Below are 13,117 nucleotides of genomic sequence, written 5' to 3'. Positions count from 1 at the left end.
GAACATCCTTGCTCGCGAAAATCGAAAGCGGCCATCGATGGCCGCACTCTTCAATTCCCAGGCGACGCAACAGATGACCCCAGCCATTCTCGCCCTCGCAGACGGCACGATCTTCCGCGGCATCTCTATCGGTGCGGAAGGCGAAACCGTCGGCGAAGTCGTGTTCAACACCGCGATCACCGGTTATCAGGAAATCCTGACCGATCCCTCCTACGCGCGCCAGATCGTCACGCTGACCTATCCGCATATCGGCAACACCGGCGTCAACGCGGTCGACGAGGAATCGGAAAAGATCCAGGCCGCGGGACTCGTGATCCGCGACCTGCCGCGCCTCGCGAGCAACTGGCGCTCGACCGAGAGCCTTGACGCCTATCTGCGCCGCCACGGCATCGTTGCGATCGCCGACATCGACACGCGCGCGCTGACGCGCCTGCTGCGCGACAAGGGTGCGCAGAGCGGCTGCATTCTCGCCGGCGCAGACGTGTCGGAAGAAAAAGCGCTCGCCGCGGCACGCGCGTTTCCCGGCCTGGCCGGCATGGACCTCGCCAAGGTGGTCAGCACCGCGGCGCCCTATCGTTTCGACGCGGGCAGCTACGACCTCGACAACACGGCGTTCGCGACCGCCGAGGCCGGGCATCACGTGGTCGCCTACGATTTCGGCGTGAAGAGAAACATCTTGCGCATGCTCGTCGACCGCGGCTGTGCGATCACCGTCGTGCCCGCGCAGACGCCGATCGCCGACGTGCTCGCGCTCAAGCCCGATGGCGTCTTTCTCTCGAACGGCCCCGGCGATCCCGAGCCCTGCGACTACGCGATCGCCGCCGCGCGCGAGACGATCAAGCGCAAGATTCCGCTGTTCGGTATCTGTCTCGGACATCAGATCATGGGCCTCGCCGTCGGCGCGAAGACGCTCAAGATGAAGTTCGGCCACCATGGCGCGAACCATCCGGTCAAAGACCACGATGACGGCCGCGTGCTCGTGACCTCGCAGAACCACGGCTTCGCCGTCGATCCGGCGACCTTGCCGGCGAATACCCGGATCACGCATACCTCGCTGTTCGACGGTTCGCTGCAGGGCTTCGCGCTGACCGACGCGCCGGCGTTCTGTTTCCAGGGACACCCGGAAGCGAGCCCGGGCCCGCACGACATCGGTTATCTGTTCGACCGTTTCGTCAGTTCGATGCAGGCGGCGGCAAAGGCGGCGTAACCGCGGCTTTCGATCTTCGGGCAGCGTTTGTCGCGGTGAGAGCCGGGCGGAGCGGCCTGAAGGGACGAGCGCGAGAGAATCAAAAAGGCGCTGGATGACCGGCCCTGCGGCTGTTAAGAGCCCCGCTAAAAGCAGGCGGGAATGACGAGCAAGAAAGTAATAGCGGAACCAGGTGGATAGAAAATGCCAAAGCGCACCGACATCAAAAGCATCCTCGTCATCGGCGCCGGTCCCATCGTGATCGGCCAGGCCTGTGAGTTCGACTATTCCGGCGCGCAGGCGTGCAAGGCGCTCAAGGCCGAAGGCTTCCGCGTCATCCTGGTCAACTCGAATCCGGCGACGATCATGACCGACCCGGATACGGCCGACGCGGTCTACATCGAACCGATCAACCGCGCGACCGTCGAGCGCATCATCGCCAAGGAAAAGCCCGACGCGCTCCTGCCGACGATGGGCGGCCAGACCGCGCTGAACTGCGCGCTCGATCTCGCTGACGCCGGGATTCTGGAGAAGTACGGAGTCGAGCTTATCGGGGCCTCACGCGAAGCGATCCGCATGGCCGAGGACCGCGAGCTGTTTCGCCTGGCAATGCGCGATATCGGTCTGGAATGTCCGCGCGCCGAAGTGGCGAGGTCGCTCGAGCAGGCGCTCGAGATCCAGAGCCGCGTCGGCTTTCCGACCATCATCCGCCCGAGCTTCACGCTTGGCGGTTCGGGCGGCGGCATCGCCTACAACCGCGAGGAATTCATCGAGATCATCAACCGCGGCCTGGATCTGTCGCCGGTGCATGAAGTGCTGGTCGAGGAATCCGTGCTCGGCTGGAAAGAGTTCGAGATGGAAGTCGTGCGCGACAAGGCCGACAACTGCATCATCGTCTGCTCGATCGAGAACTTCGATCCGATGGGCGTGCACACCGGCGACTCGATCACCGTCGCGCCGGCGCAGACCCTGACCGACAAGGAATACCAGCGCCTACGCGATGCCTCGATCGCCGTGCTGCGCAAGATCGGCGTCGACACGGGCGGGTCGAACGTGCAGTTCGGCATCAACGCCGAGAACGGCCGCGTCGTCGTCATCGAAATGAATCCGCGCGTGTCGCGCTCTTCGGCGCTGGCGTCGAAGGCGACCGGTTTCCCGATCGCCAAGATTGCGGCGAAGCTGGCTGTGGGTTACACGCTCGACGAACTGCGCAACGACATCACCGGCGGCGCAACGCCGGCGTCGTTCGAACCGACGATCGACTACGTCGTCACCAAGATTCCGCGCTTCGCGTTCGAAAAATTCCCGGCCGCTGATGCACGCCTGACCACGCAGATGAAATCGGTCGGCGAGGTGATGGCGATCGGCCGCACCTTCCAGGAATCGCTGCAGAAGGCGCTGCGCGGTCTGGAAACCGGCAAGGACGGCTTGAATCCGACCGGCCTGGATTTCCACAACGACGAAGACCTCGCGACGCTCAAGCGCGAACTGCGCGAACCGAAGCCGGACCGCATTTTCTACGTCGCCGATGCGTTCCGCGCCGGGCTCTCGCTCGAAGACATTTACGCGCTGACCCATATCGACCGCTGGTTCCTCGACCAGATCGGCGAGCTGATCGAAGTCGAAACCGCGGTCAACGCGGCCGGGCTCAAGGGCCTCGACGCCGCGCAGATGCGCGCGCTCAAGCGCAAGGGTTTCTCCGATGCGCGCCTCGCTGCGCTGCTCGACACCGACGAAGCCGCGGTGCGCACTCTGCGTCGCGCGTTCAACGTGCGGCCGGTGTACAAGCGCGTGGACTCCTGCGCGGCCGAGTTCGCGACGACGACGGCCTATCTGTACTCGACCTACGAGGAACAGTGCGAAGCTGCGCCGACGACGCGCGAGAAGATCATGGTTCTCGGCGGCGGCCCGAACCGCATCGGCCAGGGCATCGAGTTCGACTACTGCTGCGTCCACGCCGCGCTCGCGCTGCGCGAGGACGGCTACGAGACGATCATGGTCAACTGCAATCCGGAGACGGTGTCGACCGATTACGATACGTCCGATCGTCTCTACTTCGAGCCGCTGACTCTCGAAGACGTGCTCGAAATCATCGACGTCGAAAAGCCCAAGGGCGTGATCGTGCAGTACGGCGGCCAGACTCCGCTCAAGCTCGCGCGTGCGCTCGAAGCGAACGGCGCGCCGGTAATCGGCACCACGCCCGATTCGATCGATCTCGCCGAAGACCGTGAACGCTTCCAGCAAATGGTGCAGAAGCTCGGCCTGACCCAGCCGCCGAACCGCACCGCGCGCACGCCCGACGAGGCGCTCGCGCATGCGCGCGAGATCGGCTATCCGCTCGTCGTGCGGCCGAGTTATGTGCTCGGCGGCCGCGCGATGGAAGTCGTGCATTCCGATGCGGACCTGAAGCGCTACATCACCGACGCTGTGAAGGTGTCGAACGATTCGCCGGTGCTGCTCGACCGCTTCCTCGATAACGCGGTCGAAGTCGACGTCGACATCGTCGCCGACGCGCAGGGCAATGTCCTGATCGGCGGTATCATGGAACACATCGAGGAAGCCGGCGTGCACTCGGGCGACTCGTCGTGCTCGCTGCCGCCGTACTCGCTCAGCGAAAAAGTGCAGAACGAGCTGCGCGCGCAGGTCACCCAGATGGCCCGTGAACTCAAGGTCGTCGGCCTGATGAACACCCAGTTCGCGATCGCGCAGGAGAACGGCGACTCGACGATCTACATCCTCGAAGTCAATCCGCGCGCTTCGCGCACCGTGCCGTTCGTGTGCAAGGCGACCGGCGTATCGCTGGCCAAGATCGCCGCGCGCTGCATGGCCGGCAAGAGCCTTGCCGAACAGGGCGCGACGCGTGAAATCGTGCCCGACTACTACTCGGTCAAGGAAGCGATCTTCCCATTTGCAAAGTTCCAGAACGTCGACCCGATTCTCGGCCCCGAGATGCGCTCGACCGGCGAAGTGATGGGCGTCGGCCGCAGCTTCGGCGCCGCGTTCGCACGCGCGCACGAGGCGGCGAATATTTCCGCGCCGAAGGTCGGCAAAGTGTTTGTGTCGGTGCGCGACGCCGACAAGCCGCGCCTGCTGCCGGTCGCGCAGGATCTGGCGCGCCGCGGCTACAGCCTGATCGCGACTGCGGGCACGCACAGCTATCTCATCGAGCACGGCGTTGCCTGCGAGCGCATCAACAAGGTGCTCGAAGGCCGCCCGCACATCCTCGATGCGATCAAGAACGGCGAAATCGTCTTCATCGTCAACACCACCGAAGGCCGGCAGGCGATCACCGATTCGTTCTCGATCCGCCGCGAGGCGCTGCAGCAGCGCATCACCTATTCGACCACGGTCGCCGGTGCGCGCGCGCTGGTGCATTCGCTCGACTTCCGCAGCGGCGGCGACGTTTTCAGCCTGCAGGAACTACACAAAGAACTGGCCTGACCGTAGTATTGCGGCCGGAACGACTCTTTCCGCCTGCGGCGACCCAGCGAACCGCAGGCGGCCTCATTCATATTGCCGTCGCCTCTCGATGCCGAGGGTGAACGGCGTTTTGCCCAAAGGAACAAGGAACGCGAAATGAAGCGTGCCCCGATGACCGCCAAAGGCGCCGAGCGCCTACGCAACGAACTCGAGCGCCTGAAATCCGCAGAGCGCCCGCGCATCATCGCTGCGATCGCCGAGGCGCGCGCGCACGGCGACCTGCGCGAGAACGCCGAGTACCATGCCGCGCGCGAACAGCAAGGCTTCATCGAAGGCCGCGTCAACGAACTCGAAGCCGCGCTGAGCTTCGCCGAGGTGATCGACGTGTCCCGCCTCAATCCGAACGGCAAGATCGTGTTCGGCGCGACCGTCGAACTGGTCGAAGAGGCGAGCGGCGCGGAGGTGACCTACCAGATCGTCGGCGACCTCGAGGCCGACATCAAGTTGCGCCTGATCGCGGTCAACTCGCCGCTCGCGCGCGCGCTGATCGGCAAAAGCGAAGGCGACAGCTTCGAGTTCCAGGCGCCGAACGGCATGAAGAGCTACGAGATCGTCGCCGTGCGCTACGAGGCCTGATCGTTTCCGGCGCGGAGCAGGGCACGATGTCCCCGATGCGACTGGAACTGCTGCTGCCCGCGCAAAAACGCCTCGAGCGGTCTTCCGTTTTGAAGTACTGGTCGTCGCGCGGAGACTGCGTCAGCGCAGGTCCAGCCGGTCGTGACGTCGTTTTGCACGAAGCCTTCCAGTTTGACGCAGACACGCTTCCGGCAGCCGCGCTGACGCGCAGCGCCGATGCGACCGACGCGGCCGGCGCATTGTGGCTGCGCGCCGATCCGGCCTTCGTGATGGCCGACGCGGTGACCTTGCGTCTGCTCGCCTGCGGAAACCTTTCCGTCTCGAACGAAGAAGTCGCGGCGTTCGCGCAGGCCTTGCAGCCCTTGTTTGCCGAGCTGGGATTCGAGTTCGACGCGCCGCATGCGCAACGCTGGTATCTGCGCTGCGCGATGGACGCGAAGCTGCCGACATTCTCGCCGCCCGAGGACGCGCTCGGCGACGACCTCGCGCGACACCTGCCCGAGGGCGAGAACGCACGCCAATGGCGCAGCCTGCTCAACGAAGTGCAGATCGTCCTGACCCAGCATCCAGCCAACGCCCGGCGCGCGCAGCGCGGGCTGCCGCCGGTCAACAGCCTATGGTTCTGGGGCGCAGGCACGATGCCCGATTCGGTGCGCTGCGAATTTGCCCAGGTGTACAGCGACGACGAGATCGTTGCGGCGCTGGCGGTTTCGGCGAAAGTCGCGAAATTCGCATCGCTCGCCGACGCGCGCGAGCTTTTTTCTGCCTCTTCTGCGTCGGCAAGTACGCGCGAGAACACGAAGGTTCTGATCGATCTCGCGCATTGCCGAGATTCCGCGCAGTTGGAATCCGACTGGTTCGCGCCGATCGATGCGGCGTTGAAGCAGCGCAGGATCGATCGTCTCGATCTGCGCTTCGAGAGTGGCGAGCTTGTCGTTTTCAAGCCGGCGCACCGCTGGCGTTTCTGGCGCCGCGCGAAACCGCGGGCGTGATCGGCCGTCCGCGCATTCAGCGCCGCCCCGTGCCGCTGGCGGACGCAGACCGGCTGGCTGGACTGCATCCGGTGCTGCGTCGCGTCTATGCCTCGCGCGGGGTGACCGCGAGTGCAGACATCGCGCATCGATTGATCGGCCTGCTGGCGCCGGCGCAGCTCGGCGGCGTCGTGCGCGCCTGTGAGTTGATCGAGAATGCGCTGCGTGAAGACGCGGCAATCGTGATCGTCGGCGACTTTGACGCAGACGGCGCGACCGGCACGGCCATCGCCGTGCGCGGCCTGCGCATGTTTGGAGCGAACCGCGTCGACTATGGCGTGCCGAATCGCTTCACTCATGGCTACGGCTTGAGCCCGGCGCTGGTGGAGGAACTCGCCGCGCGGCATCCGCGGCTGGCCGCCGGCGGTCTGCTGATCACGGTCGACAACGGCGTTTCCGCACATGCGGGTGTCGCTGCGGCGACGGCGCTCGGCATGCGCGTCGTCGTAACCGATCATCATCTGCCGGGCGAAACGCTGCCCGCCGCCGACGCGATCGTCAATCCGAATCTCGACGGCGATGCGTTCCCGAGCAAGGCGCTTTGTGGCGCCGGCGTGATGTTTTACTTGCTGCTCGCGCTGCGCGCGCACCTGCGCGACGGTGGCTGGTTCGCGTCAGTTGAAAAGCGCGGCCAAGGATCGCTGCCTGCCGATTCTCGCGACCCAAACGAACGCAAAAAAATGGCCGAGCCCGATCTGTCGAGCCTGCTCGATCTGGTCGCACTCGGCACCGTCGCCGACCTCGTACCGCTCGACCACAACAACCGCATCCTCGTCGACGCGGGCTTGAAACGCATCCGCGCGGGCCGCGCCTGCGCCGGCGTCGCCGCGCTGCTGGAGAGCGGCAAGCGCGACCCGGCGCGTGCAGTCGCGAGCGACCTCGGCTATGTCGTCGGTCCGCGTATCAACGCAGCGGGGCGCCTCGAAGACATCCGCCTCGGCATCGAATGCCTGCTGACCGACGATCGTGCGCGCGCGCAGCGGCTCGCCGAGCAGTTGTCCGCGATCAACAACGAACGCCGCGATCTCCAGGCCGGCATGGTCGAGCAGGCCGAGCGCGCAGTGGAAGACTGGCTGCGCCGGCACGGCGCGCAGGCGTTGCCGACCGGCATCGTTCTGTTCGAGCCCGGCTGGCACCACGGCGTCGTCGGCCTGGTCGCATCCAAGCTCAAAGAGCGCTTCCACCGCCCGGTGGTGGCCTGCGCAGCGGCGGGTGACGGCAGCGACGAAGCGAAAGGATCGTGCCGCTCGATCGCCGGATTCCATCTGCGCGATGCGCTCGCGGAGGTCGATGCGCGCGCACCGGGTTTGTTGCAGCGTTACGGCGGGCACGCGATGGCGGCCGGCTTGAGCCTGCGCTGCGACGACGTCGCGCGCTTCGCCGAGGTGTTCGACGCGGTCGCGCGCGAACGCATCGCGCCCGAACAGCTCGATGCCGTGTTGCTGACCGACGGCGCGCTCGATGCCGCTGATTTCACGTTGGAACTCGCCGAGCAGTTGCGCTATGCCGGACCGTGGGGACAGGCCTTCCCCGAGCCGCTGTTCGACGGAGAGTTCACTGTTGTCGACTTTCGCGTCGTCGGCGAGACGCATCTGCGCTTGCGCCTCTCGGCCGACGGATTCGTCGCGCCGATCGAGGCGATGCTGTTCGGCGGCTACGACGGCACACCGCCGCCGTCGCACCTGCGTGCCGCGTATTCGCTCGACGTCAACGAATGGAACGGCACGCGCCGACTGCAATTGCTGCTGCGGCACATCGAAAAGATCGACTGATGCGTGCCGCTGCGCGGTGCTGTCTCAGGATTGCGGCTCGACGATCTTGATCTTGCGCAGGAACGGACGCGCGGCCTCGCGGTCGCGTGCGGCCTCGTCTTCGAGCCAGTCGCGGAAGGCGCCGATCTTGCGGCTCTGCGCGCGCGCAGCCGGATAGGTAAACCAGAACGTGCGGCCCGTGCCGACGACCAGCGCGTGCGCCGGCACGAGCCGGCCGGCGTCGATCTCGCTGCGGAACAGGATCGGCGATCCGATCGCGATGCCTTGTCCGGCCACGGCCGCGGCGATATCGAGGTACTCGGCCGAAAGCAGCGGGCCGAAATGACTCGCAGGCGGCAATGGCATGCGGCCGTGGGCGCGGTACCACAGGGCCCACCAGTCGGGGCGGCCGAGCAGGGGTACTTCGAGCGTGCGCTGTGGATCGTCGAGCGCCTTCGCGGTTTCACGCAGCGCAGGCGCACACAACGGCATAAAGACGCTCGGGAACAGCGCATGCGTGCGCAGACCCGGCCAATTCCCGTAGCCGTTGCGAATGGCCGCGTCGAAACGGCCGCCGACAAGATCCTGAGCGTCGGCCGAGAGTTCGATTTCGAGCGCGATACTCGCGTGCTTGGCGCGGAAGCGGCCGAGTTTTGGCGTCAGCCAGCTGGTGCCGAGGCTCGGCAGAGTGGTCAGCGACAGGCGCGTTTCTTCGGCCGCCGCGGCATGCAGGAAGCTCGCACGCAGAGCGTCGAACGCCGCGGTCGCCTCGCGTGCGACCGCAGCGCCGGATTCGGTCAATTCCACGCGCTGCGCAAAGCGCAGGAACAGGCGTACGCCGGTTTCCTGTTCGAGGCAGCGCACGTGATAGCTGACCGACGCGGCGGTCGTGTCGAGCTCGCGCGCGGCCTTGGCGAAGCTGCAGTGGCGTGCCGCCGCCTCGAAAGCGCGGATCGAAGCCAGCGAGGGGAGGTGACGGGTGCTGAGCATAAGTTTGACTTAGCCTGTCGCCGGATTTTCGCGTAGTCAACCGGTGGCGCGAGCGCGCACGCTGTGGCAGTCGTTCCGACCCAGGCGAGGGCTTCCATGGCTGTGCAGACGCGTCGCGAGTTTCTGGCTCTCCTGGCTTCCGCAGGCGCTGCGGCCGCCCTATGGCCGCAGCGTAAGGCGTGGCCGGCCGCCGCGGCCGGGGCAGGGCGCGACCTGGCTGCCCGTGCGCATGATTGGGACTGGCTCGTCGGCACCTGGGACGTCCATCATCGCCGTCTGAAGGAGCGCCTCGCCGGCGACACGCGCTGGGAGGAATTCGCCGGCAGGAGTGCCTTCTGGCAGACGCTCGGCGGTCTCGGCAATATCGACGACGACATCGTCGAGTTGCCCGGAGAGACCTATCGCGGCCTGACCGTGCGCGCCTACGATCCCGAGACGGATCGTTGGGCGATCTGGTGGGTCGACGGGCGCGAGCCGAGGACCATCGACGTGCCGGTGCGCGGCGGTTTCGAGCATGGCGTCGGCACGTTTTTCGGCGATGCGACCTTCAAGGGCCGGCCAATCGTCATGCGCTTCAAGTGGCAGGACTTGAACGGCAAGCGCCCGTGGTGGGAACAGGCGTTCTCCGCCGACGGCGGCAAGACTTGGGAGGTCAACTGGCGCAACTGGTTCACGCGCACCTCGCCCAAGCCGAGCCCGCTGGCCGCGCTCGCGGATGCGCCCAAGGATTTTGGATTTCTGGTCGGCAGCTGGAAGGTGAGCCATCGCAAACTGCGCCATCGCCTCGTCGGCAACAACGACTGGGACGAGTTCGACGGCACTCTGGTGAACTGGCCCGTGCTCGGCGGCCACGGCAATGTCGGCGACAACGTGATGAATGCGCCTAGCGGCACGATACGCGGCATCGGCCTGCGCACCTTCGATGCGAAATCGAAGCAATGGTCGAGCTGGTGGCTCGACGCGCGCTCGCCGACGGAATTCACCACGCCGCAGCGCGGCGCCTTTGCCGACGGCACCGGCACCTTGCTTGCCGACGACGAACTCGACGGACGCCCGATCAAGACGCGGGTGGTCTGGTCGCGCATCACTGCGAACTCGGCGCGCTGGGAGCAGGCCTGCTCGGCCGACGGCGGCAAGACCTGGGAGATGAACTGGGTGAGCGATTTCGTGCGCACGGCGTAAGGCGGCGGCCGGTCCACAACGGCGAAGACGACGCGGCCGGTTCGAGCCGGGACGCCGCCGCGCGCAGGCCCGGTCTACTCGTCCGCCTGCCGCACCTGCTATCCTTCGCGACCGATTTTTCATTCGTGTTGCGCCATGATCGAAACCAACCCCATCCACGCCCGCATTGCGGACCTGCAGGCACGCGTCGCTTCGCTTAGGGGGTATCTTTGACTACGAGACGAAAGCCGAACGTCTCGAAGAAGTAAGCCGCGAACTCGAAAGCCCCAATGTCTGGGACGATCCCGAGCGCGCACAGAATCTCGGCAAAGAGCGCGCTGCGCTCGATCGCATCGTCACCGGTATCCGCGAGCTGACCGAGGGCCTCGGCGGCGCCGACGAACTGCTGCAACTGGCCGAATCCGAGAGCGACGAAGGCACGGCGCTGGCCGTCTCGGCCGACGTCGACAAGCTGACTCTGCGCATCGAGGGACTCGAGTTCCAGCGCATGTTCTCGGGCAAGATGGATTCGCACAACGCCTTCGTTGACGTGCAGGCCGGCGCCGGCGGCACCGAAGCGCAGGACTGGGCGGAAATGCTGCTGCGCATGTATCTGCGCTGGGCCGAGCACAAAGGCTGGAAAACCGAACTGCTCGAAGCCTCCGCGGGCGAAGTCGCCGGCATCAAGAGTGCGACGTTCCGCGTCGAGGGCGAGTACGCCTACGGCTGGCTGAAGACCGAAATCGGCGTGCACCGCCTCGTGCGCAAGTCGCCGTTCGATTCCGACAATCGCCGCCATACGAGTTTCACCTCGGTGTTCGTTTCGCCCGAAGTCGACGACGACATCGACATCGAGATCAATCCGGCCGACCTGAAGACCGACGTCTATCGCTCGTCGGGCGCGGGCGGCCAGCACGTCAACAAGACCGAATCGGCGGTGCGTATTACCCATGTGCCGTCGGGCGTCGTCGTCGCCTGCCAGACCGAGCGCAGCCAGCATGCCAACCGCGACCGCGCGATGAAGATGCTCAAGGCGAAGCTCTACGAAATCGAGATACAGAAGCGCAACGCCGAGAAGGACAAGCTTGAGGCAACGAAGTCGGACATCGGTTGGGGCAGCCAGATCCGCAACTACGTACTCGACCAGTCGCGCATCAAGGATCTGCGCACGGGCATCGAGCGCACCGACACGCAGAAAGTGCTCGACGGCGATCTCGACGAATTCATCGAAGGCAGCCTGAAGTCCGGTCTCGAAGCCGGTGCGAAACGCATCGATGCCTGAGATTCGCGAAGTGTTTCCGTTCGTCCGGCGGCATCCAAGGACGAGCGGCATGTCAAAGTTGGCGCTTGCGGTGCGATACCTCGCCGCGAACGCAGTGGAAGGAATTTCTATATGAGTGAGACCGAAACGGCCAACACCGCCGCGCCGCAGGACGAAAACAAGCTGATCGCCGAGCGCCGCGAGAAGCTGCGCGCGCTGCGCGGCCACGGCATCGCGTTCCCGAACGACTTCGCGCCCGACGCGTTCGCGGGCGACCTGCTCGTCGAGTTCGAAGGCAAGAAGGCCGAAGAAGTCGAAGCCGCCGCGCGCCGCGTGAAGGTCGCCGGGCGCATGATGAGCCGCCGCGACACCGGCAAGCTCGCGTTCGTGCACATTCAGGACATGACGGGCCGCATCCAGTTGTTCATTCAGATCAATGCGGTCGGCGAGGACACGTACAAAGCGTTCAAGGGCTGGGACATTGGCGACATCGTCGCCGCGGAAGGTCCGCTGATGCGCACCAAGACCGGCGAGTTGTCGGTCAAGGTCGACACCCTGCGCCTGCTGACCAAGTCGCTGCGTCCGCTGCCGGACAAGTGGCACGGCATGGCCGACGTGGAGCAGCGCTATCGCCAGCGTTACGTCGATCTGATCGTCACGCCGGAATCGCGGCGCGTGTTCGAGCTGCGTTCGCGCATCGTGCGGCATATCCGCAACCTGCTCGACGGCAAGCGCTTCCTCGAAGTCGAAACGCCGATGATGCACGTGATTCCGGGCGGCGCCACCGCGCGGCCGTTCGTCACCCATCACAACGCGCTCGACATGGACTTGTATCTGCGCGTCGCGCCGGAGTTGTATCTGAAGCGCCTCACCGTTGGCGGCTTCGATCGCGTCTATGAGATCAACCGCAACTTCCGCAACGAGGGCGTGTCGACGCGGCACAACCCCGAGTTCACCATGCTCGAGCTGTACCAGGCCTACGCCACGTACAACGAGATCATGGACATCACCGAAGAAATGATCCGCACCGCAGCGCGCGACGTGGTCGGCAACACCGCGTTGACCTGGGAAGGGCGCGAGATCGACGTCGGCCCCGCGTTCCGCCGCTGGAAGATGGAAGACGCGGTGCTCGAGCACAACCCGCAGATTTCGCGCGAAGACCTGCGCGACCGCACGAAGATCGCCGCGCATGCCGAGAAGCTCGGCGTGCACGTCAAGCCCGGTTATGGCTGGGGCAAGATCGTGTTGGAAATCTTCGAGAAGACGGTCGAACAGGCCCTGATCCAGCCGACTTTCATCACCACGCACCCGACCGAGGTCTCGCCGCTGTCGCGCTCGAACGATCGCGATCCCGAGGTGACAGATCGTTTCGAGCTGTTTATCGGCGGCAAGGAAATCGCGAACGGCTTTTCCGAGCTGAACGATCCCGAAGAACAGGCGGAGCGCTTCCGCGCGCAGGTCGATGCCAAGGATTCCGGTGACGACGAAGCGATGCATTTCGACGCCGACTACATCCGCGCGCTCGAAGTCGGCCTGCCGCCGACCGGCGGCCTCGGCGTCGGCATCGATCGTCTCGTCATGCTGCTCGCCGACGTGCCCTCGATACGCGACGTGCTGTTGTTTCCGTACATGCGCCCCGAGGCCTGATAGCATTTCTCTCCGGCTTCGGCGGGAGAATGTC

General features: G+C 65.5%; 9 protein-coding genes. 8 read left to right on the top strand and 1 reads right to left on the bottom strand.

What is annotated here, in order from left to right:
• The first annotated feature begins 73 nt into the window (after positions 1 to 73).
• The 5 genes from carA (at position 74) to recJ (ending at position 8,045) form a co-directional block, all read left to right on the top strand.
• Positions 74 to 1,207: a glutamine-hydrolyzing carbamoyl-phosphate synthase small subunit gene (gene carA, locus FFS30_RS09745; RefSeq protein WP_137912949.1), complete on the top strand. Its 1,134-nt coding sequence runs from the start codon at positions 74 to 76 to the stop codon at positions 1,205 to 1,207.
• A 183-nt stretch (positions 1,208 to 1,390) separates the two neighbouring features.
• A complete protein-coding gene (carB, locus tag FFS30_RS09740) occupies positions 1,391 to 4,627 on the top strand; it encodes a carbamoyl-phosphate synthase large subunit (protein ID WP_137912948.1) in 3,237 nt (1,078 codons plus the stop codon).
• A 135-nt stretch (positions 4,628 to 4,762) separates the two neighbouring features.
• Positions 4,763 to 5,242, top strand: a complete 480-nt coding sequence (greA, locus tag FFS30_RS09735; protein WP_137912947.1) for a transcription elongation factor GreA — start codon at positions 4,763 to 4,765, stop codon at positions 5,240 to 5,242.
• Positions 5,243 to 5,268: 26 nt separating this feature from the next.
• A complete protein-coding gene (locus FFS30_RS24225) occupies positions 5,269 to 6,234 on the top strand; it encodes a phosphoglycerate mutase (RefSeq protein ID WP_249352350.1) in 966 nt (321 codons plus the stop codon).
• Positions 6,231 to 8,045 carry a single-stranded-DNA-specific exonuclease RecJ gene (gene recJ, locus FFS30_RS09725; RefSeq protein WP_249352348.1) on the top strand — a complete coding sequence of 605 codons (1,815 nt, stop codon included), beginning with the start codon at positions 6,231 to 6,233 and terminating at the stop codon, positions 8,043 to 8,045. Before FFS30_RS24225 ends, recJ begins: the two co-directional genes overlap by 4 nt.
• A gap of 24 nt (positions 8,046 to 8,069) precedes the next feature.
• Here recJ and FFS30_RS09720 read toward each other — a convergent pair whose 3' ends face one another.
• On the bottom strand, positions 8,070 to 9,014 hold the full coding sequence (locus FFS30_RS09720) for a LysR substrate-binding domain-containing protein (protein WP_137912944.1): 945 nt from the start codon (positions 9,012 to 9,014) through the stop codon (positions 8,070 to 8,072).
• Between the two features lie 96 nt (positions 9,015 to 9,110).
• Here FFS30_RS09720 and FFS30_RS09715 point away from each other — a divergent pair, with 96 nt between their 5' ends.
• The 3 genes from FFS30_RS09715 (at position 9,111) to lysS (ending at position 13,083) form a co-directional block, all read left to right on the top strand.
• The gene (locus FFS30_RS09715) at positions 9,111 to 10,196 is read left to right on the top strand and encodes a hypothetical protein (protein ID WP_137912943.1); all 1,086 of its coding nucleotides are present in this window, start codon (positions 9,111 to 9,113) and stop codon (positions 10,194 to 10,196) included.
• Between the two features lie 135 nt (positions 10,197 to 10,331).
• A protein-coding gene (prfB, locus tag FFS30_RS09710; RefSeq protein WP_137912942.1) for a peptide chain release factor 2 occupies positions 10,332 to 11,457 on the top strand; the annotation gives its coding sequence in 2 pieces (ribosomal slippage) (positions 10,332 to 10,406 and positions 10,408 to 11,457; 1,125 coding nt in all).
• A gap of 111 nt (positions 11,458 to 11,568) precedes the next feature.
• Positions 11,569 to 13,083 carry a lysine--tRNA ligase gene (gene lysS / locus FFS30_RS09705; RefSeq protein WP_137912941.1) on the top strand — a complete coding sequence of 505 codons (1,515 nt, stop codon included), beginning with the start codon at positions 11,569 to 11,571 and terminating at the stop codon, positions 13,081 to 13,083.
• Positions 13,084 to 13,117 lie beyond the last annotated feature (34 nt).

The organism is Rudaea sp. 3F27F6 (assembly GCF_005503555.1).
Classification (GTDB): domain Bacteria; phylum Pseudomonadota; class Gammaproteobacteria; order Xanthomonadales; family Rhodanobacteraceae; genus Rudaea.
The sequence above is the reverse complement of the archived record's forward strand: the minus strand, read 5'-3'. Positions and strand labels throughout refer to the sequence as shown.